Raw genomic sequence first — 23012 nt, forward strand, 5'->3', positions numbered from 1 at the left:
AAGATGCCATGACGGTGCTCAGCCCGCAGCTGCTGGAGTCCTTCGCCGCCTCCGTCCTGCCCACGTCCCAGGCCAGCACCCTGCCGGCCACCTGTTACACGGACGAGGAGTTCTTCGCCTTCGAGAAGGAGGCCGTCTTCGGCCAGGAGTGGCTCTGCCTGGGCCGCGAGTCCGACGTCCCGAACCCCGGCGACTTCGTCAACGTCGAGATGATCGGCGAGCGGCTCACCCTCGTCCGCGGCCAGGACGGCACTGTCCGGGTGCTCTCCCCGGTCTGCCAGCACCGCGGCATGCTCGTGTCCGAGGGCCGGGGCAACTGCCGGGCGTTCAAGTGCGCCTACCACCACTGGACCTACGGCCTCGACGGCAGCCTCGTCGGCGCCCGCGAGATGGACCGCACCGAGGGCTTCGACCGGTCCCAGTGGGGCCTGCCGTCGCTGCCGGTCGAGACCTGGCAGGGCTTCGTCTTCACCAGTCTCCGGACGAATCCCGAGCCGCTCGCGCCGCGGCTGGCGAAGCTCGACGAGCTGTTCGCCCACTACGAGCTCGGCAGGTGCGTGTCCCGCAAGTCGTTCGAGAGCCCTTCCATGCCGTGGAACTGGAAGGTCATGTTCGAGAACTTCAACGACGGCTACCACGCCAGCCGGCTGCACGCGGGCGTGCACGACTTCTGCCCGTCCAACCGCTCGTCGTTCCTCCCATACGAGCCGGACGACGCCTCGATCGCCCGGACCAACGGGTTCCTCTTCCCCGACGGCGGTTTCAACGCGCTGCAGAAGGCGTTGCTGCCGATCTTCCCGGGGCTGACGGAGGAGGAACGGTCGCGGGCGGCGTTCGCGCTGGTGCCGCCGACGCTGTGCCTCGGCGTCGCGCCCGACCAGGCGTTCTACTTCCTGATCCGGCCGAAGAACGCCGGCCACATCGAGGTCGAGGTGCATTACCTCTTCCACCCCGAGGCACTGCGCGACCGGCTTTTCGAGGAGAAGTTCCAGCTCTCCGAGGCCGGCGTGAACAGCATCGTCGCGCAGGACGTCATGGCGACCACCGGCGTCCAGCGGGGCCTGACCAGCCGGTTCGCCCCGCGCGGCCGGTATTCCTACCTGGAGGAGGCGCAGCAGCAGTTCAACCAGTGGCTGGTGCGCCGCTACACCGAGAACTGGCCCGGCGGCGGCCGAGGCGTCTCGTCCAGCAGCATGGGCACCAGCGCCAGCACCAGCGCCAACACCCCGGCCCTCGCGCCGGTTTCCAACCCGACCGACCGTGAGGTTGCCGCATGACCACCACCGTCAGCAGCAGCAGTACCAGCAGCAGTACCAGCAACCCAGCCACGGGCGCCGCCTTCCTCGCGTCCACGCCGGAAACCGTCCGCTGGGGCTTCCTGCCGAACGCGGCGGCCGAGCCCGTCCTGCGGGTCGCCCCCGGCACCGCGGTCACCGTCGACACGGTCAGCCACGAGGGGGTCATGGAGGACCAGGGCCGCGACCCGGTCGCCTACTTCGGCTCGCACGGCGTGCGGCCCGAGGAGATCCCGGCCGACCAGGTCGCGATCGCCGCGTCCGGCATCGAGCACGGCTTCGACGCCGGCCCGCACATCGTCACCGGCCCGATCCAGGTCGACGGCGCCACGGCCGGTGACGTGCTGCGCGTGCGCGTCGTCGGCCTCGAGCTGCGCGCCACGTTCGGCGTCATCAGCAACCGCCACGGCCTGGGCTGCCTGGCCGGCGAGTTTCCCGAGGGCACCGTCCGCCAGCCCGACGCCGACAAGGACCACCCCGAGCGCTACGGCTCGGTGCTCACCTTCGCCCGCACCCGCAGCGTCGGCGGCGTCGACTACGGCGTCCTGCCCTTCGGCAACCCCGGCCTCCCGAACGCCGAGGCGGTGTTCCCGCTCGCCCCGTTCCTCGGGATCATGGGCGTCGCGCCGAACACCACCGCCGCGGTGGGTTCCGTCCCGCCGGGCGCGCACGGCGGCAACCACGACATCGCCCTGCTCGGCGCCGGCAGCACCTTCTACCTGCCCGTGCAGGTCGACGGCGGCCTGTTCTACGTCGGCGACCCGCACTACGCCCAGGGCGACGGCGAGGTCGCGCTCACCGCGCTCGAGGCCCCGCTGCGGGCGACCGTCGTCCTTGACGTGCTCAGGGGCCTCGATGCCGACCGGGTCATCGGCGCGCTGCGCGAGCCGTTCGGCGAGACCGACCAGTACTGGATCCCCGTCGGCATGGACCGCGACCTCGACGAGGCGATGCGCAAGGCCACCCGCGCGGCGATCGGCTTCCTGTCCACCAAGGTCGGGATGAGCCGCGCGAACGCGATGGCCTACCTGTCCGCCGCCGCCGACTTCGCCGTCAGCCAGGTCGTCGACGACGTCAAGGGAGTCCACTGCAAGATCCGCAAGAGCGACTTCCCGGCGCTTTAGCGACAGCCGCCGGTGCCGCGGGATCGGTGGGGCGAGTACATACGATGCGCGGACGGGAGGTGGCGATGACCGCTGAGGGGACGGCACAGCCGGGTGGGCTGGCGTTTCCGGCTGGGCCGCCGACGCCCGTCTGGGAGGTCATCACCGGCTACACCCGGTACTGGCTGGTGGTCGCGGCGCTTGACCTCGGCGTGTTCGAGGAGCTGGCCGGCGGGCCACGTCGCCTCGACGAGCTGGCCGAGGCGACCGGGGTCGCCGCCGGCCGGCTCGCCGTCGTGCTCGACTACCTCGTCAGCGTCGGGCTGCTGAAGACGACCGGCGACCGGCGCTTCGAGCTGGCCTCGGCGGCGCGCGGCTACCTGCTGCGCGACGCGCCGCTGTCGATGGTCGAGATGGTCCGGCACTCGCCGGGCCCGCGCACGGCCTGGCCGGAGCTGTCGGCGACGTTGCGGCGCGGCCGGCCGACCCGTTCCGTCGAGGACGACGCCGGCCTGTTCTACGGCCGGCTCGCGGCCGCGAGTGCCCCCACCCAGCAGGCGGTCGCCCGGGCCACCGCCACGCTGCTGCCCGACCCCGGCCCCGGCGCGCTCGTCCTCGACCTCGGCGCGGGCGCGGCGCCGTGGGCGATCGGCATGCTGCTCGCCTGGCCGCACGCCCGCGCCCTCGCGGTCGACCTGCCGACGATCACCCCGTTCGCCGAGGCGGCCGCCGCCGAGCACGGCGTCGCCGACCGCCTGGAGGTGCTCCCCGGCAGCTACCTGGACGCGGTGCTCCCCATCGGCGAGGCGGCGGTCGTGATGATCGGCCACGTCATCGGCCTGCAGTCGGCCGACCTCGCCAAGGCGTTGCTGCTGCGCGCCCGCGGTGCCCTGCGCCCCGGCGGGTTCGTCGTCATCTCCGACTACTTCCGCCCCGCCGAGCCGCCCACCGCGCCCGACCTGGAGAGCAGCCTGCCGCAGTCGATGGCGCTCACGATCCTCGCCAACACCTACGAGGCCGAGGTCGTCGAGCTGCCCACGCTGCTGTCCTGGCTCGCCGAGGTCGGCCTGGTCCCGTGGACGACCCGTCAGCTGCTGCCCGGCCAGCTCGTCGTCGTCGCCACCGAGCCCGGCCAGGCGCCACCGTCATGACAGGCCCCGACCTGGCCCGGCTGGAGGCGGATCTCGTCGCGGCCGCCCTCGACGGGGCCGAATGGCCAGAGCTGCTGGCCCAGCTCGCCTGCGCCGTCGGCCGCTCGGTCCGCCTCCTCGACATGACGGGCAACCTCCTCGCGGCCTCGGCACCGACCGCCTCTGACCCCGCCGCCGGCCAGGCGGCCCGCGGCAGCACCGCGGTCGCCATGGCCGCGCTCCTGGTCGGCCCGGCTCTCGGGCCTGTCCTCAGCGACGCGCTGGGGAGGGCGGACGCCCCGGTCGTGTGCCGCGACGGATGGCGCGGTCATGGGGATCCGGTCCGGATGGGTAACCGCTACCTCGGCGCCCTGCTCATAGAGGCGGTCGCGGAGGAGAGCGCGGACGCATGTGCCTGCCATCTGGTCGCGGCGGCCGGAACCGCGCTGGCGATCGTCGCGGTCCGGCGGGAAGCACACGCGGCGGCCCGCGCGCGGAGGGTGGATGTCGTCATCGACGACATCCGGCACGGCGCGATCCGGCCGGCGGCCGAGTTCGTCCGGGTCGCCGAGAGCTTCGGCCTGGACGTCTGCATCCCTCACGCCGGAGTCGTACTGCAGTACATGGGGACGGATCCTGGCGCCTGGGCGGTGGCCTGGGGGCCGATCGGCTTCCCGGTGCTGCGCGAGGGCGAGCGGGCCTGGACGCTGCTGTCCGGTGACGTGCCCGCCGAGCTCGCCCGCCTGTGCAACCACCTCGCCTACCAGCTCGGCTCGCCGCGTGCGGTGCTGGCCGCCGCCGGGCCCGCGGTCCCCGGCGACCCGGTCGACCCGGCGGAGACGGCGGCCTCGTTCCGTTCGGCGGACGCCGTCCTCGCCTTGCTGCGCACCAGCCACGAGCGTGCCCCGGACCAGGAGCGGACCACGCTGCTGTTCGACGAGCTGGGCCTGGAACGCCTCCTGCTGGGTGTCCCGGCCGCCAAGCTGCGGGCGTTCGCGGAACGGGCGCTCGCCGGCCTCGACCCGAGCGGCGTCGACCTCCTGTCGGCCTACCTGGAGACCGACGGCACCCTCGACGCGGTGGCCGACCGGCTGGACACCCAGCCGGCGAAGCTGCGCCGCCGCCTGCCCACGCTCGTCGACGGGCTCACCGGCGCCGACCCGACGACGGGCCGCCTCACCACCTTGCACGCCGCCGCCCTCGCCCATCACCTGACCACGGCGGCAACTCACGACACCTAGGCTGGCACCCGGCGGCGCGGCGGTCACCAACGCCGCTTACTTCCGTTGCCATACCGGCCGCGTCGGCCCCGGGCTTTCCTATTTCAGTGGGTTGCTCCACTTTAGGCGCGGAAATTTCGCGAAATCGGTGTCGTTGGTGAACAGCTCGCCGCGGTACTCGATGGCGTAGGCGGCGATCTGGGCGTCGGTGGTGAGGTTGCCGGCGGAGCCGATGTCCTGGAGCAGTCCGAGCACGGTCTCCAGATGGTTCGGGCCGGGTGGCAAGAGTTCCACGTTGGGCTGTGCGAGCCAGCCGCGCATGTAACCGGCGGCGGCCTCGATGGCCATAGGGGACGCGTGGACACGTGGATTCGTGGCTATGCGCAGAAATCCGAAGAGAACGGGGTGGGACAGGCCGATATGGGCGTGACTATTGATCGACTGTTCCCACCATGCCCGCGCGCGTGCGTGTTGTGGATAGCCGGTGAAGACGGCATACAGTAGCAGGTTGACGTCAGGGATGATCACGAGGCGCGGTGGAGCTTGTCGAGGATCTCTTCCTCTTCGAGCTCGTCGGCCACCCGGCTGAGGCTGGTCATGTCGAACCCAGGCCGGATGGCCGACTCGTGCGGTACTAGGCGATAGGGCTCGTACTGGGCGTCTCGTGGCGCCAAGGCCTGCCGCAGGGCGTCGTTGATGACCTTCTTCATCGAACGCCGCTCGCGGTGGACGGCGTCCTCGACGAGCCGCGCGACGTCGTCGTCGAGGGTCAGGGTGGTACGCATGTCTGTCATCATGATGCCTAACGATCAAGGTGTCAAGATGCGCCGGACCTTGTTCGGTCTGACGTGTCGTGTCCGACAGTGGCAGGTTAGACAGTATCTGGACCGTCGAGGCCCATCTCTACCGGATCTTCCCCAAGCTTAGGGTGACCACCAGGGCGCAGCTCGCATCCAGGCTGGCGGAGGCGGAACCGTACCGGCTCGCGGCCGGAGCCTGAGCGCGCCACCGCGCCGGCCGCGAGCCCCGCTGGTTGTGAGCCCCGCTGGTTGTGAGCATCGCCACCCGATGGTCCGGCTGGTGGTGAGCACGCCGGCGCGGCCTTGTGGCGCGAGCACATAGGGGCTCGCGGGAGTGGTTTCTAGCATCCGGCCTATGACAGCCGAGCCGACCAGCCCGAGTCCGCGGGCGCCGGGCGCTGACCTGCTTGTCATCGGCGGTGACGTCGTGACGATGGACGCGGGGCGGCGGGTCGTCGCCGGCGGGGCGGTCGCGGTGCGCGGGACGACGATCGCGATGGTGGGGCCCGCCGCCGGCGTCAGGGCGGCGTTCCCGGGGACGCCGGAGCTGGACGCCACGGGGTGCGTCGTCACCCCGGGAATGGTGGACGCGCACCAGCACACCACCGGGGACCCACTGGCGCGCAGCGCGATCCCTGATGACATCGACGCGCGGGCGTCGATCTTCGAGTGGGCGGTGCCGCTGCACGCCGCCCACCAGGCCGAGGACGACGAGGTCTCGGCGCTGCTGACCGCGGTCGAGGCGCTGCGGGCCGGGGTGACGACGATCGTCGAGCCGGGCACTGTCGCGCACCCGATGACGGTCGGCGCGGCGCTGCGCCGGGCCGGGATCCGGGCGACGCTCGGCACCTGGGGCTGGGATGTCCCGGACGTGCCGTTCTCGCTGCCGACCGGCGAGGCGCTCGCCCGCCAGGCCGAGGTGATCCGCGCGTTCCCGCCGGCCGGCGCGGGCGGGGATGGGCTGGTCACCGGCTGGGTGACGCTCGTCGGGCACTACCTGGCCAGCGATGAGCTGCTCGTCGGGGCCGCCCAGCTCGCCGAGGAGCTGGACACCGGCTTCACGATGCACCTGGCGCCCAGCGTCGACGACCGGCACGCCTACGCCGAGCGCAGCGGGCGCGGGCCGGCCGAGCACCTCGCCGAGCTCGGCGTCCTCGGGCCGAGGCTGCTGCTCGGCCACGCCGTCTGGATGTCCGAACGCGAGATCGCGACGCTCGCCGAGACGGGCACGGCCGTCGCCTGCTGCCCGTGGGCCTACCTGCGCCTGGGCCAGGGCCTGACCAGGGCCGGGCGGCACGTGCCGTTCCTGCGGTCCGGCGGGCGGCTCGCGCTCGGCTGCGACGCGCACAACGCCGGCGACCGGGTCGACGTGCTGGGCGCCGCCCGGCTGCTCGCGGGCCTGTCCCAGGACGCACCGGTCGATGGCGTGCCGCCGCTGCGCGCGCACGAGGCGTTCGAGGTAGCCACCGTCGGCGGCGCGGAGGCGATCGGGCTCGGCGAGGTGACCGGTGCCCTCGTCGAGGGCAGGCAGGCCGACCTCGTCGTCTTCCGTACCGACGACCCGGCCTGGGTGCCGCTCGGCGAGCATGCCCGCCAGCTCGTCTGGAACGCGCCGACCCACACCGTCCGCGACGTGCTCGTCGCCGGCCGCCCGGTCGTCCGTGACGGCCATGTGACCACCGTCGACGAGGGTGAGCTGTGGGCGTGGGCGCGGGAGCGCTCCGCGTCCCTGCTCTCCCGCGCCGGCATCGAGATCCCCCGTTCCTGGCCGCTCGCCGCCGGCGAGTAGCCCGCCGCATGCCCGCCCGGACGCGTGCCCGGCGCGGACGCATGCGCGGCCTCGCTCAGGTCGGCCGGGCAGCGGCGCCCGCGTACTACTCCTCGGCTACTCGCGATGCGGAGAGTCTCGTGATCGAGAAGCCTCGGTCGGGTATCTCCGCAGGTCTTCGCCCAAACCCTCGCCCGTGGAAGGGAATGACCGACCCATGAGCACCACGACCTCGCCGACGCTGGAACCGGTCCGGGGGCCGTTCGTCTGGCGCGGCGACCAGCTGTCCAGGACCGACGAGTGGATCTTCCGGCTGAGCGGCGACCAGGTCGCCGAGCTGGAGGAGGCCGGCCGCCGGTTCGTCGCCGACGACCCGGACCTGCGGTTCGTCACCGCCGCCGAGTACCCGCTGCCGGTATGCGCCGGCGCGGTCCGCGTCTTCGGCGCCGACCTGGACTCCGGCCGCGGCTTCGTGCTGATCCGCGGCCTGCGGATGGATGACTACGACGACGCCCTGGCCGCCGCGATCTTCTACCTCCTCGCGCTGCACCTCGGCGAGCCGATGCGGCAGAACCTGCTCGGCGACGTCCTCGACCACATCGTCGGGGTCTCGAACAAGAAGTACCTGGAGGGTGGCCTGCCGTCGCGGACCCGCGACAAGCTGCCGTTCCACTCCGACAGCTCCGACGCCGTCGCGCTCATGTGCCTGCGCCCGCCGGCCGCCGGCGGCCTGTCCAGCCTGGTCAGCGGCGCGACCGTCTACAACGAGGTGCTCGCCCGCCGCCCCGACCTCGCGCCGCTGCTGCTTGAGCCCTGGCACTACGACTGGCGCCGCCAGGACCCGAACGCCCCGGCCGACACCTACACCTCGCCGATCGTCAGCTGGACCCAGGGCACGTTCAGCATGTACGCCGGCGGCGACATGATCGAGTCCGCGCACCGCTACCCGGGCGTACCGCCCCTCACCGCGGCGCAGAAGGAGCTGCTGGCACTCGTCGAGGAGATCACCTACGAGCCCGGCGTCGCCCTGGACATGGACTTCCAGCCCGGCGACATCCAGTGGCTGCTGAACTACGCCGCGCTGCACTCGCGGACCGAGTTCGTCAACGGCCCCGACCGGGCGCACCAGCGCCACCTGCTGCGGATCTGGCTGCGCCGCAACGTCGACCGGCCGCTGGTGCCCAGGTTCGGCAAGCACGTCGTCGTCGCCGCGCCGGACGCCCGCCAGGTCGGCCCCGGCGACGACACCGGTCGCTTCCGCATCGCCGACGCCGCCACCATCCGCGAGCGCTGGGGCGATTAGGACCGCGGGCCCACCAGTTCTCGGGCCTACCAGAAAGGAGACGCATGCCCGTCATCGACCTTGCCGATCGGACTCCGGCGCAGCGGCAGGGGATCCTGTCGCAGCTGGTGGTACCGCGGCCGATCGCGGTGATCTCGACGATGTCGGCGGACGGCGCCGTCAACGTCGCGCCGTACAGCTACTACATGCCGGTCTGTGGGCTGCCGCCGACGGTCGCGATCACGATGGGCACCCGCCGGGAGGCGACACCGCAGCCCAAGGACACGTTCGCGAACCTCGCCGCCAGCGGCGAGTTCGTCATCAACGTCGCCACCGCCCCGCTCGCCGAGCACCTTGAGACGATCGCCCGCGAGTACCCGGCCGGGGTGAACGAGGCCGCCCTCGTCGGCTGGAAGCTCAAGCCGTCGCAGCGGGTCGCGCCGCCGTCGCTCGCGGACAGCCCGGCGCAGCTGGAGTGCCGGGTCCGCGAGATCATCGACCGGGGCGACCCGGACGAGCCGTTCGCCGGCATCCACCTCGTGCTCGCAGAGGTGATCTGCGTCGTCGTCGACGACGAGCTGCTCGCGGAGCCGCACCGGATCGACCCGACGAAGATCCCCGCCGTCGGCCGGCTGGGCTTTCCCTGGTTCGTGGTCGCCCAGCCCGAGTCCATGATCGAGCTTGACCGGACCCCCTACGACCCGTCCGAGGTGATCCCGCCCGCGGCGCGGATGCCGACGGCGCGCACGGTGTAGCGGCGGCCAGAGCAGGCCGGCACGGAGCCCGGCCGACGGCCGCGGCGGCGGCCCGCCCGAAGATTGCCGGCATATGGCGATCGGGACAGGTCCATGTAACGAACCGGGGGGCGGCCGGGACCGCCCGGAACGGTTGGTGCCCAAGGCACATGGGAGCGCGACGCGCGCCCGTCTAGCCTTCAGGGCAGTGTGGAGGCCCGCCCGGACCCGCCGGGCTGATCCCGCCGGCAGGCCGGTTTGCCGGTTGGCTGGTTCGCCCGGCGGGCCGGTCACGAGCCCGGCGCCGAGAGCCGGCCGCGGGTGGCGAGCGCCGCGGCTGGATCGTCGGGAAGCGACCAGTGTCACGAACCTGTGCCCGTCGGATCACGGGCCGCAGATGCGAGCATCGGCCATCCCCATGCCACAACCCGGACACACCGCGGAGTTAGAACAACGCTCGACGTCGCCACAGCCACCGTGGGGTGGCGATGATGCCGACACGGGCCGACCCACCGGAACGACAACTGCATCCACCTCCACGGCGCGACGGATCCCGGCGGAGGCGGCCCTACAACGTCGTAGGCCGCGACATAAAGATCTTTCACCAGCTCATTCGCGGAAGGTACGACGTGACTGTTAGGTCTCTGCGCCCACGCACGGCCGCCCTCGCTGCCGGGGCCGCGGCCCTGTCGATGCTCCTGGTCTCCGCCTGTGGCGACAACTCGGCGGACACCACCACGGCCGCGGCCAGCGGTACCCCCGCCGCGGCGAAGCAGCCCGACGTGAACGGCGACGGCAAGGTCGTCATCGGCATCCTCAGCCCCGGCGACACCAACGACAACGGCTACTACGAGAGCTTCGTCGCCTCCGCCAAGACCTTCGCCGACGAGAAGGGCTGGAAGGTCATCACCCAGGACAAGCTCAACCCGGCCGACGCGGCGACCGCGGCCCGCAACATGTGCCGGCAGAACGTCGACCTGGTCGCGGTCGGCGCGAGCGAGCTCAAGGACGCGATCCCGGTCGCCGCCGAGCCCGTCTGCGCCAAGTCCAACTGGTACGTCGCCGCCGGCCAGGGCGTCGAGCAGACCCAGTACATCTCGACCTCGACCGACGACGCGAACGAGAGTCTGATGGCCGCCGGCTACGCCGCCGGTCTGTTGATGAAGGACAAGGGCGCCACCAAGGCCGGCTACGTCACCGGCCCGGAGCTGGACTTCTCCGTCGTCGCCTACAAGGCGTTCAAGGCCGGTATCCGCATGGTCATCCCGAACGCGGACGTCGTCGCCACCTACACCGGCGACTTCGACGACTCCGCCAAGGGACAGGAGGCCGCGCTTGCCCAGATCAACCAGGGCGTGCAGATGCTCTACCCGTATCTCGGCGGCGCGACGGACGCCGCCGCCAAGGTCGCGACCGAGCACGGTGTGCCCTCGCTCACCCCGGGCACCGACCGGTGCGGCGACCCCACGGCCGACTTCGCCGTGTCGGTCATCTTCAGCCCGGGCGACTACTTCACCGCCGCGCTCAAGGCCTTCTCCACGGGCGACCTGAAGATGGGCCAGACCCGCAAGTGGCAGATGGGCAAGGACGCCGTGCCGACCGTGAAGATCTGCAAGGGCACGGACGCGCAGAACAAGGCCGTCGCCGACTTCATCGCCAAGGTCGGCTCGGGTGAGATCGTCCCGGCCGACGAGGTCGCCAAGCTCGCCAGCTGAGGACCGCCGAGCAGCGCTCGCTGGGAACGGAGCGGAAACCGACGATGACACAGCCCCCGCAGCCCCCGCGGTCCGCGCGGCCCAGCCCGACCTCCCGGACCGGAGACAGGGTTCCTGCCGGATCCAGGGTCCCTGCCCGATTGGCGAAGCCGATCGAGCCGATCTGGGAGGCCGCCGATCGGGGAGGAGCCCCGGGTCCGGGAGGAGCTCCGCCGGCCGCGACTGCCCCGGCTATCGAGCTGCGGGGTATCACGAAGCGGTACGGCCAGGTGGTCGCCTGCGACGGCGTCGACCTGGCCGTCCGGCGCGGCGAGATCCACGGGCTGCTCGGCGAGAACGGCGCCGGCAAGTCCACCCTGATGAAGGTGCTGTCCGGGCTGGTCCGCCCGGACAGCGGCGTGATCCTGCGCGACGGCGTCCCGGTCGACGTGGCTGACCCGCACGTCGCCGCCGGGATCGGCGTCGCCATGGTCCACCAGCACTTCAGCCTGGTCGGCGCGCTCACCGTCTGGGAGAACGTCGTCCTCGGCGACGGCCGCGGCGGCGGCCCGGCCCTCGCCGCGGGGCAGGAGACGCGCGGGGGCTGGCTGGCTGGCCCGCACGGGCGCCGCGGCCGGCTGCGCCGCGACGAGGCCTGCGCTGACGTCGTCCGCGTCGGCGAGCGCTACGGCATCACCGTCGACCCGCTCGCCCGGGTCGACTCGCTGTCCGCCGGGCAGCGCCAGCGGGTCGAGATCATCAAGTGCCTGCGCCGGGACCCGGACGTGATCGTGCTCGACGAGCCGACGTCGGTGCTCTCGCTGGCCGAGTCCCGGGACCTGTTCGCCGTCCTGCGCCGCGCCGTCACCGGCGACGGCGCGGCGCGGGACGGTGCTGTCGCCGGTGACGGCACCGGCGACAGCGACGGCGACCCGCCGGCGAAGGCCGTCGTGCTGATCAGCCACAAGCTGGCCGAGATCCTCGGCGCCACCGATCGCGTCACCGTGCTGCGCCGCGGCAGAGTCGTCGCCCGCCGGGCGACCGCCGGCACGGACGCGGCCACCCTGGCCCGCGAGATGGTCGGCCGGGAGGTCTCGCTCGGCGAGGAGGCCGCCGCGCTCGGCCTGGCCCCGGTCATCCTGGGCACGGGCGAGAACGGCGAGACCGGTGCCGAGGTCGTCGGCGGCGAGGACCCTGCCGCCAGCGGGGCCACGGCGGCGGGCGAGGTGACGGCCACCGACGTCGTCACCGAGACGGCCACGGCCCAGGCCGCTGCCGTCGATGCGACGCGCGACGCCGCGCGCGCGGCTCGGGACAGTGCGGCAGTGCTCGAACTGGACGGCGTCACCGTGAGCGCGCTGCGCGGGGCGCCGCTGCTGGAGGGCTTCGCTCTCGGCCTGCGGGCCGGGGAGATCGTCGGGCTGTACGGCGTCGAGGGCAACGGGCAGTCCGCGCTCGGCGACGTGCTCGCGGGCCTGATCGTGCCGGACCGCGGTGAGGTGCGCGTCGGTGGCGAGGCCGTTGACCTGCGCAGGCCCGGCGCGCTGCACGCCGCCGGTGTCGGCGTGATCCCCGAGGACCGGCACCGCTCCGGCGTCGTGCTGGACATGAGCGTCGCCGACAACCTGGTGATGACCGACCTGGGGCCCGTCAGCGGCAAACTGCTGATCAGCCGGCGCCGTCAGCTGCGGCATGCCGCCGAGCTCGCGGAACGGTTCGCGATCTCCTGCTCGTCGCTCGACGCGCCGCTGCGCACCCTGTCCGGCGGCAACCAGCAGCGGGTGGTGCTTGCCCGCGAGCTCGCGGGCAGGCCGGCGGTGCTGGTCGCCGCCCAGCCGACCCGGGGCCTGGATGTCGGCGCGATCGAGGGCATGTACGCCGAGCTGCGGGCCGCCGCCGCCCGCGGGGTCGCGGTCCTGCTCGTGTCGACCGAACTCGAGGAGGTCATGGCCTTGTCGCACCGGATCGTGGTGATCTCGGCCGGCCGGGTGGTCGGTGAGCTCGCCCCCGACGAGGCCGACGCCGAACGGCTCGGCCTGCTCGTCGGCGGCGCCGCCGGCCCCGCCTCGGCGGGTCCCGCCTCGACCGGCACCGGCTCGGTCGACGCCACCGTCCGCACCGGCACCGGCACCGGCGACGGGGAAGGCGCGGCGACCGCGCTGGCCCCGGCCGGCGGGCGGGCATCCACCATCCAGGCCGGCGCGACGGGAAGCAGGCGATGAGCGTCCAGACCCCGTCCCGCCCCAAGGACCCGGCCGCCTCCGCCAGCGCCGCCCGCTCCGGCGGCCCGCTGGGCTCCGTCGACCGCGCGGCCAGGGCGCTGCTCGCGCCGACCCGCTCCGGCAGCTCACCGCTCGCCGTCGCGGTCGTCACCGTCCTCACCGTCGCCGCCGCGCTCGGCATCACCGCCGGCCTGGTCGCGATCGTCGGTGGGACTCCCGGCGAGGTGTTCTCCTCGATGCTCGACGGCAGCGTCGGCACGCCGGGCGCGTTCAGCCAGACCCTGCTCGAGGCCACGCCGCTGCTGCTCGTCGCCATCGGTTCCTGCATCAGCAGCCGCGCCGGCGTGTTCAACATCGGCCAGGAGGGGCAGATGCTGATCGGCGCCTCGGTCGGCGCGTACATCGGCCTGCGCACCCAGGGGCCGCCGGCGCTGGTGCTGACCCTGACGCTCGTCTGTTCGGCGCTTGGCGGTGCGCTGTGGGCCGCGATCCCCGCGGTGATGCGCTACCGGCGCGGTGTCGACGTCGTCGTCAGCACCCTGCTCATGATCTTCATCGCGGAGCAGCTGGTCAGCTTCGTCGTCAGCAAGCCCTGGCTGCTGCAGGAGACCCGCGTTGGCGGGCAGGTCGTCGCGCCGCAGTCCAACGCGCTCGCCCCGTCGTTCCGGCTGCCCACCCTCGGGGACTACCCGGGCCTGACCATCAGCCTCGGCGCCTTCCTCGCGGTCGGCCTCGCGATCGTCGTGGCGGTGCTGCTCGCCCGCAGCCGCTGGGGCTTCAAGCTGCGGATGCTCGGCCACAACCCTCTCGCCGCTCGGCATGCGGGCGTACGCGAGGCCACCTTCGGCGGGCTGGCGCTCGTGCTGTCCGGCGCGTTCTCCGGCCTGGCCGGCGGGGTGGTGCTCACCGGCGAGGTCTACCGGCTGCAGCCGGGGATGTCGGACAACTACGGCTGGGACGGCCTGCTGGTCGCGCTGGTCGCCAGGGACAACCCGATCGCCGCGGTCGTCACCGCGCTGGTGTTCGGCGCGCTGCGCTCCGGCGGCGGCGTGCTCGCCTCCACCGGCGTGCCGGCCTACCTGATCGACATCACCCAGGCGCTGCTCGTGTTCGCCTTCGTACTGCCGCCGGCGCTGCTGGCCCTGTGGCGGTCGGCCACCGACCGCCGCCGCCAGGCCGCCGCCGCCACCTCCGCCCAGGCCGCTCCGTCCGGGGCCGGCGCGTGATCGGCGGGCGCGGCGGGCGCGGTGCTTGCGGCGCATGCTGCGCGCGCAGAGCGTGCCGCGGCGAACGAAGCGACGGGAGAGAGGGGCAGCGGCGATGATCCTGGACGACGGCGCGACGATCCTGTCGAGCGCGATCCGGCTGGCCGCGCCGCTGGGGTTCGCGGCCTGCGGCGAGTACCTGGCCGAGCGGGCCGGGACGATGAACATCTCCATCGAAGGAATGATGATCACCGGCGCGTTCACCGCGGTGGCGACCGCGTCGGCGACCGGCTCGGCGACGCTCGGGCTGCTGGCCGGCGCGATCGCCGGCCTCGTCATCGGCGCGGTCCACGGCAACGCGTCACACCGGCTCGCTGTGAACACCTTCGTCGTCGGGCTCACCCTCAACGTGCTCGCGCTCGGCGCGACCAGCTTCTTCAACGAGAGCATGGACCTCACCGGCCACCAGGTCGCCCAGGTCAGCATCCCGGTCCTGCGGGACATCCCGCTGATCGGCGAGCCGCTGTTCGTCCAGCGCTGGCCGGTCTACCTGCTGCTCGGGCTCATCCCGCTGACCTGGTACCTGGTCGAGCGGACCAGGTGGGGCCTGGAGCTACGCGCCGTCGGCGAGAACCCGCAGGGCGCCGACGTCACCGGCATCCGGGTCAACATCCGGCGCCGGCAGGCGCTGCTGTGGTGCGGCCTGTTCTCCGGGCTCGGCGGGGCGCACCTGGCCGTCGGCGCGGTCGGCTCGTTCAACGACAACATGACGGCTGGCCGCGGCTACCTGGTGATCGCCGCGGTCATCTTCGGCGCCTGGCGGCTGCGCGGCACGATCCTCGGCGTCGCCCTGTTCGGCCTCGCCGACGCGATGCGCCTGGCCCTGCCGGCCGTCGGCGTGAAGCTGAACAGCCAGCTGCTGATCGCCGCGCCCTATCTGCTGGCGCTGGCCGCGATGGTCCTCGTCGTCCGCCGCACCCGCCAGCCCGCCGCCCTCGGCAAGCCCTTCACCCGCGGCATCGTCTAAGCCGCCGCCGGATCCGCGTTCCGGCGGTTTTGGTCACCGGTTCTGCGCCGTCATCCAGCCGGCGACCTGGGTCCGCGAGGTGAAGCCGAGCTTGGTCAGGATGTTGCGGACATGACTTTCCACCGTGCGCTCGGAGATGAACAGCCGGGCGCCGATCTCCTTGTTGCTCAGGCCTTCGGTCACCAGCCGCGCGACATCGGTTTCGCGGTGGCTGAGGATGCCTGAGTTCGGTTCGACGACCGGTGCCGCGGCGGTTTCGCGCAGCGCGAGCCGTACAGCGCCATCCCGGCTCATCTGCCGGCCGGCTTGATAGGCCGAGTCGAACGCGGCCGCGCCGAGCGCCGCGGTGGCCGACCGGGCGGCCTGGGTCAGCGCCGGCGCCAGGCCCGGGTGGTGGACAGTGGCCCCGATCTCGGCGCGTAGGTTCTCCATCGCGCCGAGGAGTTCCGCGGCCAGCCGCGGCTCGCGGTTGGCCGCCGCGCAGCATCCGAGGCTGCCGACGAGGTAGCACTGTGCCACCCGGTCGTCGATCTGGTGGGCGATCCGCAGGCCTTCGGTGAGCCAGTCGTCGGCATCCCGTAGGGCGCCCGATCGCAGCGCGGCGTAGCCCTGGTTCATCAGCATCATGCCGAGGCTGTAGAGGTCGCCCGCCTCGCGGCTGAGCCGGGCGCCTTCGGCGGCCGCCGTCGTGACCGCGCCGAGGTCGCCATCGACGAGGCCGTTGAGTGCCTGGGCCTGGTAGGTCATGAGCGTGGCGCCCAGATCGCCCAGCCCGCCGGCGATGGTCCGGGCTTCGTCGAGACGTCGTTGCGCGGACGCCCGGTCGCCGCTCATGGTCGCCGCGATCGATGCCATGGCGAGGGTCTGCGCCAGCGCGTCCGCCAGTCCGCCCGCGCGGGCCACCATCACACCACGATCGAGCGCGCGCGTCGCCGCGTCCGGATCATTCTGCAGGACGCCCAGGAAGCCGCGCGTGAAGTATGTCCAGGGATTGGCGACCGGCATCGGCCCTGCCAACAGCTCGTCGAGCCAGCGAACACCCTCGGTGGTCGCGCGGGTGATCCAGTACCAGATGAGAGCCGTCGCCATGCCGACCGCGCGCGGGAAGTCGTCGCGGCCGATGCACGTTCGCAGGACGGCCCGGATGTTGTCGATCTCCAGGTCCAGCCACGCCAGCGACGACAGCAGCCGGTACCGGCCGGTCGCGGCGGACTGCTGACACCGGGACAGATAGTAGTCGGCGCAGCGCAGCTCCACGGTGTCCGCGTCGCTGGACTCGCGCAGCCTGAGCCGCGCATACTCCCGCATCGTTTCGTGTAACCGGTAGCAGGCGGCCTCGGCGGCATCCTCCCTGCCCAGCAACGACTTGTCGATCAATGATGACAGCAGGTCCAGCGCATGGGCCGCCGGCAAATCGTCGGAGCAGCAGACGGCTTCGACGTCGTCGAGCGTGAATCGACCGGCGAACACACACAGCCGCATCAGCATCGTGCGCTCGGCCGGCGCCAGCAGGTCGTAGCTCCACTCGATCGCGGTACGCAGCGTCTGGTGGCGCGGGAGCGCGGCCCGGTCGCCGCCGGTGAGCAGACGGAACCGGTCGCTGAGCCGATCCCGGATCTGGTCCGGGCTCAGCGCCCGGGTCCGCACCGCGGCCAGCTCGATGGCGAGCGGCAGCCCGTCCAGCCGTCGACACACATCGACCACAGCGGCCCGGTTTGCCTCGGTCAGCTGGAAGCTACCCGCCGCCGCGGCCCGCTCGACGAACAGCCGGACGGCGTCGTTCTGGCTCGTCTGGGCGAGCGACTCGGCGTGAAGCGACGGCAGATCCAGCGGCGGCACCGGCAGCACATGCTCGCCCGCCACGGACAGCGGTTCCCGGCTGGTCGCGACCACGCGTACCCCGGGCGCCGCTCGCAGTACGTCGTCGATCAGCCGCGCGGTCGCGTCGAGCAGGTGTTCGCAGTTGTCGAGCACCAGCAGCAGTTCCTTTTCCCGCAGGTAGGATCGCAGCAGGGCCACCGGCTCGTTCGCGGCCTGGTCACGCAGGTCGAGTGCGGCCATCACCGCATTGCTGACCAGCGCCGGGTCCCGCACCTCGGCGAGTTCCACCAGCCAGGCGCCCCCGGCAAATGTGCGGCCGAGGTCGGTGGCGATACGGACCGCCAGCCGCGTCTTACCCACCCCGCCCGGGCCGACCAGGCTGACCAGACGCGCGGAGGTCAGCTTCCTCCTCGCCTCGGCCAGCTCGTTTCGGCGGCCGACGAAACTCGCCGTCTCGGCAGGCAGGTTGCCGGATCGCCGGGTGGGCTTGGCCACGCCCCGAACGTACTATGGCTGGCCGCCACTGAATTGATCTTATGGAGTCGGATTCAGTGCTGGCTCGGTACTGCCACGGATGGCCGCGCCCGGCGCCCTGCCTACCGTGGCGGACATGCCAGCGCAGCTTCCGGTCCAGCGGGTCGAGGTCAGCTTTGTCGGTACACCACCGGTGGCGCGGATCGAGCGGGCATCGGGCGTCAGCGGCGTCGAGCGGGACGGTCCGATCGTGCGCTGCCTCGTCGCGGGCAGCTTTCAGCCGCTCCTCGAGGCGCTGCGCGGCCACGAGGTCATCACCCTGCAGTCGGCGCCGGCAGCCACCGCGTCACCACGATTCGACGGAGACATTCGATGACTACTGCGACGACCGACGCGTCGCCGGATCTCAGCTCTCAACCGCGTGCTGAGCTGCCCCTGTGGCGCCTGTACGTGCTGCGGCTCGGGTACCTGATTCTCGGCGGCGGCCTGGTGGTGTACAAATGGCCACTGCTGTTCCACCACGACAAGCCTTGGCCACTGATGACCAGTGTGGTCATCTGCATGCTGGTGGCGATGTCGGTCCTCGCTTTGCTCGGACTGCGGTATCCGATACGGATGCTGCCGATCCTGCTGTTCGAGGTGACCTGGAAAATAATCTGGCTCGCCGTCGTCGCGCTGCCGCTCTGGCTGAACCATCGGATGGACCCGGGCACCCGCGAGTTGACCAACGAGGTCCTCTGGGTCGTCATCATCCTGGCCGTCATTCCGTGGCGATACGTTTACTCGAACTACCTGGCCCGGCGTGCCGACCGGTGGCGCTAGCCCGCGCCGGTGCCCCGTCCCAGTCGGCGAGTCCGCGGCGCAGCCCGCTCCGCTCGGGACCGTGTCCCCGCCCACCTTGATCAGCCGTTCTCCCACGGCTGGCGCGGCCGCGGATGTCGTATGACCGGGCCGCCATCATCCCAAGGCGTCGGCTCAGCTCTCGGCGGGAGGGATGTTGGGGTTGAGTCGGAAGCGGTTTTCCGGGTCATAGCCGCGCTTGACCTGCCGAAGGCGTTCGACGTTGCGTCCCCAGGCTCGTGCCCGGTCAGCGTCGTTGAGATCGGCGTCGCCGCCGAAGTTGAGGTAGGTGCCCGACGCGGCCTGCAGCGTGACTGCCTCCTCGTAGGCGTCACGCACCCAGCGGATGTTCGCATCGTTGTCGGCTGGGTCCAGCCAGTTTCCGTCAAGGCTCAGTATGTACCGGGCACTGCGATCACCGAACGCGGTTTCCGTCGCCCCGACCCGCGACATGGCGCCGCCCATGAGAGGTGTGTGCACCAAGGTCTTCGGGTGCGGGCGGTCCTGACCGAGGCGGATCACGAACGCGGTCGCGTCCTCGTCGAACTGGTCCAGGTAGACGGACTTCCAGTAGCTCTGCAACCCGCCCTTCGGAAAGAGGGGGTCGAGGGCCGACTGCGCCGTCCGGTACGACAGGGCCGTGCTCATGTCGGCGAGCGGCCTGCCGAAATCGGCAAGCTCCCGGCACGCCCGTCGGCCCTCGTTCGGGTCGCCCGCGTACAAGGCGGCCGTGATGAATACATCGCGGTTGTGGACGGCGGGCGGGAATTCCGGCACCGCCGGCAACGACCAGAACAAGGCGCGGCTGGTGACCTCGTCGGGGACGGTGGACGTCCAGTCCCGCCAGCGCGGGAGTACCTCGGCGGCGGCGTCGATCGGGTAGACGACCATGCCGTTCCAGACGACCGGACCGAGCGGATAGGCCTCGAACTCGAAGGACACCACCACGCCGAAGTTCCCCCCGCCGCCGCGCAGCGCCCAGAACAGGTCCTCGTGCTCGGACGCGCTGCATCGCACAATGTCGCCACGGGCTGTCACGACTTCGGCCGCGCGCAGCGCATCGCAGGCCAGCCCGTACTTGCGGTGCAGCCAGCCGATTCCGCCACCGAGCGTAAGTCCAGCCACACCCGTGGTCGACACGACCCCGCCAGGTACCGCGAGCCCATGCAACTGCGTCTCGCGGTCGACGTCGCCCCAGGTCGCACCGCCCGCAACCCGCACACGCCGCTGTTCCGGGTCCACCCAGACACCCCGCATCGCCGACAGGTCGATCATCAAACCGTCGTCGGCCGTGCAGGTTCCAGCGATACTGTGGCCGCCGCCTCGGACGGCAACGAGGAGGTTTCGCTCCGTGGCAAGCTTGACGGCGTCGACGACGTCGGCGGTCCCGGTGCACCGGACGATGAGACCTGGTCTGCGGTCGAGCATGGCGTTCTGGATGACCCGCGCCTCGTCGTACCCGACGTCGTCCGACGTCAGAACCGTTCCCCGGAAGATCGCGCGGATCTCCCCGACCGTCTCGTCCGAGAGTGTCTGCCGCTCGCCTCCCAGCGTGAGCACCTGTGCTGGCATGGAGCGCTCCTCCCCCTCGTGCTCGCCGGTGTCCACCGGTCGGCACCGGTCTGCGCAACTCGCCCTCCAGGGTCGCGCTACAACCGGGTCGTTGCAAAGTGTGCCGGCAGGACAACCATGCGTCGCTGCGCTGCGCTGCGCTGCGCCGGGCAGAGGGTGTGGCGCGGTCTGGTTCACGGCCTTCTGGCGAGAGTCGGACCGAGGCGGTGCATGCGGGCGATGCGCTCGGAGAGGGGCTGTCGGACCCGACAGGGGGACTGTCTGACCCGACAGGTATTGTCGCGGTATGCCCACAAACGAGCACGAGACGCCACTGGACCTGGTCCGTCTCGACCCGTCTCTGCCTGCCTGGGTGCAGACCGAAGTGCTTGGAGACGTCGCGCCCGCCTTCGACCACGCGGAGCTCGTCGACCCGAACGTTCGCCCGAGTACCTACCAGGGCGACGCGATGGTGGTGTGCCGCGACAAGAGCAACAAGGTCGTGCACGCCCTCGTCTACGAGATCCAACGCGGTCGGGACGTCGCCAAACTGGCCACTTGGAAGATCTACGTCGGCCAGTTGGAGGCGAGGTTCAAGGTCCCGGCACCGCTGCTGGTCCTCGTGCCCGACCGGGCCACCGCCGCCTGGTACGGGGACAAGATCGCTGCTCAGGCGAGCAGTGGCGTGCGGCCGGTGCCGCGGTTCTTCACTCCTGCCGACCTGCCGCGTGTGGTGAGAGAGGAGGCTGCCGCGGCGCACCCCGCGCGGGCGCTGTTCGCGGACCTGTGCAACCTCGACGTCGACGCCAAGAACGTTGACGAGATGTTCCCCGCCATGCTGGCGGCGCTCGCCCAACTGGACCCCGCCACCTGGCTTTTCTACGATGATGAGATCAAGGGCCGCCTCTCTGAGGCTGCCCAGAAGCGATGGGAGACCTTCCTCATGACCACCGCCCCCGGTCGGAGGTACCGAACCCGCCTCTACAACGAGCTCGACGCCCGAGCCGAGGCTCGAGGCGTGGCTCGGTCGGTGCTGACGTTGCTCGAGGAGCGCGGTGTCGCGGTTCCTGCGGAGATCCGTGAGCAGATCAACGCGTGTACTGATAGTGACCAGCTCGACCTGTGGTTCCACCGCGCGGTCACTGCGACGACTGCCTCCGACGTCCTACGGGCCGACTGACCGCCTTCATGACCGTGGTCATCGATCTGAGGCAGTTGACCGACGACTACCAGGAGCGCTACGCCCAGGCTGAGGCTTGTGGCTGGGCTGAGGCTCGCCGCCGGGGTGAGGGGTGGTCTGAGAGCTGGGCGGAGCGTTGGGCCCACCGATATATCGAGGGTTGGGTTAGGGGCGTCCTCGAGGGCGCGAAGCATTCGTTGCTGAGGCTGTTGGAGCTGCGCGGCGTAGCCGTTCCCATCGAGGTCCGCGAACGGATCCTGGCATGTACCGACCCTGTGCAGCTTGATCTGTGGTTCGACCGGGCGTTCACGGCGGCGACTGCCGAGGACGTAGTCCAGGTCGACTGATCCGGCGCGTCCCTGCGGATGGGTGGGGAAAGTCAGGTGCTGGATTCGCTGGCGCGGCGGGCGTCGCGCATGGAGCGGGCGTCCTGGCCGGCGAGGGAGTCGCTGCCGACCTCCGCGTTGTGGGCGTGGGCCAGGTGGTGCAGGCCGAAGACGGAGTCCATACCGGTCTGCAGGCCCATCAGGTCCTCGGACTGGTTCACCGCCTTCTTGGTGAGGGCGAGGCCAAGGCGCGGCATGGTGGCGATCCGCTCGGCGATCGACGTCACCTCGGCGGCCAGCTCGGCGCGCGGCACCACCCGGTTGACCATGCCCAGCTGAAGCGCCCGCTGGGCGTCGACCCGCTCGCCGAGGAACAGGAACTCCTTGGCGGCCCGCGGCCCCATCACCCACGGGTGAGCGAAGTACTCGACGCCGGGAATGCCCATCCGCACCACCGGGTCCGCGAAGAACGCGTCGTCCGAGGCGACGATCAGGTCGCAGACCCAGGCGAGCATCAGTCCGCCGGCGATGCAGGCGCCGTGGACCTGGGCGATCGTCGGCTTCGGCAGCTCCCGCCACCGCCGGCACATCCCCAGATAGACCTCCTGCTCCCGGGCGAACCGGCTCTCCGCGCCGAGCTCCCCGACGTGGTCCCACCACAGGCCCGCGCGCCGGTCGAACGACCGGTCGACGTCGCGCCCCGGCGTCCCGATGTCATGACCGGCGCTGAAATGCCTGCCCGCGCCCGCCAGGATGATCACCTTGACGGCCGGGTCGCCCGCCGCCCGGTAGAAGGCGTCGTCCAGTGCGTAGGTCATCTTCGAGTTCTGCGCGTTGCGGAACTCCGGCCGGTTCATCGTGACGCGCGCGATCGCCCCGGCCACCTCGTAGAGCACCACCGGCATCTCGGTGACCGTGACGACGGCGGGCTCCGGTTCAGGCTCGCTCCCTGCCCCGTCACCGGGCCCGGACTCGGACTCGGACGCGGTGGGGCCGGGGGCCGGAGCCGGAGCCGGAGCCGTGGCGTGCTCGGCGCGGGCCGGCTGGGTCTGCGGGCCAATGCCCGCGACCCGGGTCGCGTCGGCGGCCCGCGCCAGCGCCGTCGTGTCGTTGACCGTGGCCACAGGGGGAAGATCCGGCGCCGCCGGCCGGAAGGTCCGCTCGGTCATCGCGATCTCCTTCGCTCGCGCGGCCCGTCATGCTCGGGGCCGCGCCACCTAGTGCTTCTGGGGACGGGGCCGCCGGAGGCGCGAAGGAAGAACATGATCGCGCCTCCTTTGGCCTTCAGGTGACGAGTGTGGTTCACCGCGTCGCCCGCCATCGGGGAAATGGGACAGGTC

General features: G+C 71.8%; 20 protein-coding genes. 15 read left to right on the forward strand and 5 right to left on the reverse strand.

The features are described from left to right. The first annotated feature begins 8 nt into the window (after positions 1-8). From BCD48_RS37380 to BCD48_RS37395, 4 genes are all read left to right on the forward strand, one after another. Positions 9-1277, forward strand: coding sequence for an aromatic ring-hydroxylating oxygenase subunit alpha (locus BCD48_RS37380; protein ID WP_083419785.1), 1269 nt, complete (start codon positions 9-11; stop codon positions 1275-1277). Then, positions 1274-2419: an acetamidase/formamidase family protein gene (locus tag BCD48_RS37385; protein WP_071053117.1), complete on the forward strand. Its 1146-nt coding sequence runs from the start codon at positions 1274-1276 to the stop codon at positions 2417-2419. Before BCD48_RS37380 ends, BCD48_RS37385 begins: the two co-directional genes overlap by 4 nt. Positions 2420-2484: 65 nt before the next feature. Then, positions 2485-3549: a class I SAM-dependent methyltransferase gene (locus BCD48_RS37390; RefSeq protein ID WP_083419786.1), complete on the forward strand. Its 1065-nt coding sequence runs from the start codon at positions 2485-2487 to the stop codon at positions 3547-3549. Then, a complete protein-coding gene (locus tag BCD48_RS37395; RefSeq protein ID WP_071053119.1) occupies positions 3546-4769 on the forward strand; it encodes a hypothetical protein in 1224 nt (407 codons plus the stop codon). Before BCD48_RS37390 ends, BCD48_RS37395 begins: the two co-directional genes overlap by 4 nt. A gap of 78 nt (positions 4770-4847) precedes the next feature. Here the strand turns inward: BCD48_RS37395 and BCD48_RS37400 are convergent, their stop codons facing one another. Both BCD48_RS37400 and BCD48_RS37405 read right to left on the reverse strand, forming a co-directional pair. After that, on the reverse strand, positions 4848-5276 hold the full coding sequence (locus BCD48_RS37400) for a type II toxin-antitoxin system VapC family toxin (protein ID WP_071053120.1): 429 nt from the start codon (positions 5274-5276) through the stop codon (positions 4848-4850). After that, positions 5273-5533 (reverse strand): antitoxin, encoded by a 261-nt coding sequence (locus BCD48_RS37405; RefSeq protein ID WP_071053155.1) that lies wholly within the window; start codon positions 5531-5533, stop codon positions 5273-5275. The genes BCD48_RS37400 and BCD48_RS37405 overlap by 4 nt, the downstream gene beginning before the upstream one ends. A gap of 370 nt (positions 5534-5903) precedes the next feature. Between BCD48_RS37405 and BCD48_RS37410 the strand changes: the two genes are divergently transcribed. The 7 genes from BCD48_RS37410 to BCD48_RS37440 all read left to right on the forward strand — a co-directional run bounded on the left by BCD48_RS37410 (position 5904) and on the right by BCD48_RS37440 (position 15480). Beyond that, complete coding sequence (locus BCD48_RS37410; protein WP_071053121.1) at positions 5904-7337, forward strand: amidohydrolase family protein; 1434 nt, start codon at positions 5904-5906, stop codon at positions 7335-7337. 196 nt (positions 7338-7533) lie between these two features. Further along, positions 7534-8619 (forward strand): TauD/TfdA family dioxygenase, encoded by a 1086-nt coding sequence (locus BCD48_RS37415; RefSeq protein WP_071053122.1) that lies wholly within the window; start codon positions 7534-7536, stop codon positions 8617-8619. Between the two features lie 44 nt (positions 8620-8663). Beyond that, positions 8664-9353, forward strand: a complete 690-nt coding sequence (locus BCD48_RS37420; protein WP_071053123.1) for a flavin reductase family protein — start codon at positions 8664-8666, stop codon at positions 9351-9353. 608 nt (positions 9354-9961) lie between these two features. Then, on the forward strand, positions 9962-11047 hold the full coding sequence (locus tag BCD48_RS37425; protein WP_071053124.1) for a BMP family ABC transporter substrate-binding protein: 1086 nt from the start codon (positions 9962-9964) through the stop codon (positions 11045-11047). Positions 11048-11187: 140 nt separating this feature from the next. Further along, positions 11188-13248 carry an ABC transporter ATP-binding protein gene (locus tag BCD48_RS37430; protein WP_071053125.1) on the forward strand — a complete coding sequence of 687 codons (2061 nt, stop codon included), beginning with the start codon at positions 11188-11190 and terminating at the stop codon, positions 13246-13248. Then, positions 13245-14474, forward strand: coding sequence for an ABC transporter permease (locus BCD48_RS37435; RefSeq protein ID WP_071053126.1), 1230 nt, complete (start codon positions 13245-13247; stop codon positions 14472-14474). The genes BCD48_RS37430 and BCD48_RS37435 overlap by 4 nt, the downstream gene beginning before the upstream one ends. Before the next feature lie 94 nt (positions 14475-14568). Next, positions 14569-15480, forward strand: coding sequence for an ABC transporter permease (locus BCD48_RS37440; RefSeq protein ID WP_071053127.1), 912 nt, complete (start codon positions 14569-14571; stop codon positions 15478-15480). A 33-nt stretch (positions 15481-15513) separates the two neighbouring features. On the opposite strand, the gene BCD48_RS37445 is transcribed toward BCD48_RS37440, so the two are convergent. Continuing rightward, positions 15514-17796 (reverse strand): helix-turn-helix transcriptional regulator, encoded by a 2283-nt coding sequence (locus BCD48_RS37445; protein ID WP_071053128.1) that lies wholly within the window; start codon positions 17794-17796, stop codon positions 15514-15516. A gap of 115 nt (positions 17797-17911) precedes the next feature. On the opposite strand from BCD48_RS37445, the gene BCD48_RS37450 reads away from it, so the two are divergent. After that, the gene (locus BCD48_RS37450; RefSeq protein WP_131804180.1) at positions 17912-18151 is read left to right on the forward strand and encodes a hypothetical protein; all 240 of its coding nucleotides are present in this window, start codon (positions 17912-17914) and stop codon (positions 18149-18151) included. Further along, on the forward strand, positions 18148-18597 hold the full coding sequence (locus BCD48_RS37455) for a hypothetical protein (RefSeq protein WP_071053130.1): 450 nt from the start codon (positions 18148-18150) through the stop codon (positions 18595-18597). The genes BCD48_RS37450 and BCD48_RS37455 overlap by 4 nt, the downstream gene beginning before the upstream one ends. 153 nt (positions 18598-18750) lie before the next feature. Here the strand turns inward: BCD48_RS37455 and BCD48_RS37460 are convergent, their stop codons facing one another. After that, on the reverse strand, positions 18751-20187 hold the full coding sequence (locus BCD48_RS37460) for an FAD-binding oxidoreductase (protein ID WP_071053131.1): 1437 nt from the start codon (positions 20185-20187) through the stop codon (positions 18751-18753). A gap of 286 nt (positions 20188-20473) precedes the next feature. On the opposite strand from BCD48_RS37460, the gene BCD48_RS37465 reads away from it, so the two are divergent. Both BCD48_RS37465 and BCD48_RS50155 read left to right on the forward strand, forming a co-directional pair. After that, positions 20474-21346, forward strand: a complete 873-nt coding sequence (locus BCD48_RS37465) for a hypothetical protein (protein WP_071053132.1) — start codon at positions 20474-20476, stop codon at positions 21344-21346. An 8-nt stretch (positions 21347-21354) separates the two neighbouring features. Further along, positions 21355-21693, forward strand: a complete 339-nt coding sequence (locus tag BCD48_RS50155) for a hypothetical protein (RefSeq protein WP_116271799.1) — start codon at positions 21355-21357, stop codon at positions 21691-21693. Between the two features lie 32 nt (positions 21694-21725). On the opposite strand, the gene BCD48_RS37475 is transcribed toward BCD48_RS50155, so the two are convergent. After that, a complete protein-coding gene (locus tag BCD48_RS37475) occupies positions 21726-22841 on the reverse strand; it encodes an enoyl-CoA hydratase (protein WP_241842305.1) in 1116 nt (371 codons plus the stop codon). Positions 22842-23012 lie beyond the last annotated feature (171 nt).

The sequence above is a fragment of the Pseudofrankia coriaricola genome, from assembly GCF_001854805.1.
Taxonomy (GTDB): Bacteria; Actinomycetota; Actinomycetes; order Frankiales; family Frankiaceae; genus Pseudofrankia.

What these genes read in the sequence shown, in the direction of transcription:
- BCD48_RS37380 (WP_083419785.1), top strand. Translation starts at nt 9, where the DNA reads ATGACGGTGCTCAGCCCGCAGCTGCTGGAGTCCTTCGCCGCCTCCGTC.
- BCD48_RS37385 (WP_071053117.1), top strand. Translation starts at nt 1,274, where the DNA reads ATGACCACCACCGTCAGCAGCAGCAGTACCAGCAGCAGTACCAGCAAC.
- BCD48_RS37390 (WP_083419786.1), top strand. Translation starts at nt 2,485, where the DNA reads ATGACCGCTGAGGGGACGGCACAGCCGGGTGGGCTGGCGTTTCCGGCT.
- BCD48_RS37395 (WP_071053119.1), top strand. Translation starts at nt 3,546, where the DNA reads ATGACAGGCCCCGACCTGGCCCGGCTGGAGGCGGATCTCGTCGCGGCC.
- BCD48_RS37405 (WP_071053155.1), bottom strand. Translation starts at nt 5,533, where the DNA reads ATGCGTACCACCCTGACCCTCGACGACGACGTCGCGCGGCTCGTCGAG.
- BCD48_RS37410 (WP_071053121.1), top strand. Translation starts at nt 5,904, where the DNA reads ATGACAGCCGAGCCGACCAGCCCGAGTCCGCGGGCGCCGGGCGCTGAC.
- BCD48_RS37415 (WP_071053122.1), top strand. Translation starts at nt 7,534, where the DNA reads ATGAGCACCACGACCTCGCCGACGCTGGAACCGGTCCGGGGGCCGTTC.
- BCD48_RS37420 (WP_071053123.1), top strand. Translation starts at nt 8,664, where the DNA reads ATGCCCGTCATCGACCTTGCCGATCGGACTCCGGCGCAGCGGCAGGGG.
- BCD48_RS37435 (WP_071053126.1), top strand. Translation starts at nt 13,245, where the DNA reads ATGAGCGTCCAGACCCCGTCCCGCCCCAAGGACCCGGCCGCCTCCGCC.
- BCD48_RS37440 (WP_071053127.1), top strand. Translation starts at nt 14,569, where the DNA reads ATGATCCTGGACGACGGCGCGACGATCCTGTCGAGCGCGATCCGGCTG.
- BCD48_RS37450 (WP_131804180.1), top strand. Translation starts at nt 17,912, where the DNA reads ATGCCAGCGCAGCTTCCGGTCCAGCGGGTCGAGGTCAGCTTTGTCGGT.
- BCD48_RS37455 (WP_071053130.1), top strand. Translation starts at nt 18,148, where the DNA reads ATGACTACTGCGACGACCGACGCGTCGCCGGATCTCAGCTCTCAACCG.
- BCD48_RS37460 (WP_071053131.1), bottom strand. Translation starts at nt 20,187, where the DNA reads ATGCCAGCACAGGTGCTCACGCTGGGAGGCGAGCGGCAGACACTCTCG.
- BCD48_RS37465 (WP_071053132.1), top strand. Translation starts at nt 20,474, where the DNA reads ATGCCCACAAACGAGCACGAGACGCCACTGGACCTGGTCCGTCTCGAC.
- BCD48_RS50155 (WP_116271799.1), top strand. Translation starts at nt 21,355, where the DNA reads ATGACCGTGGTCATCGATCTGAGGCAGTTGACCGACGACTACCAGGAG.
- BCD48_RS37475 (WP_241842305.1), bottom strand. Translation starts at nt 22,841, where the DNA reads ATGACCGAGCGGACCTTCCGGCCGGCGGCGCCGGATCTTCCCCCTGTG.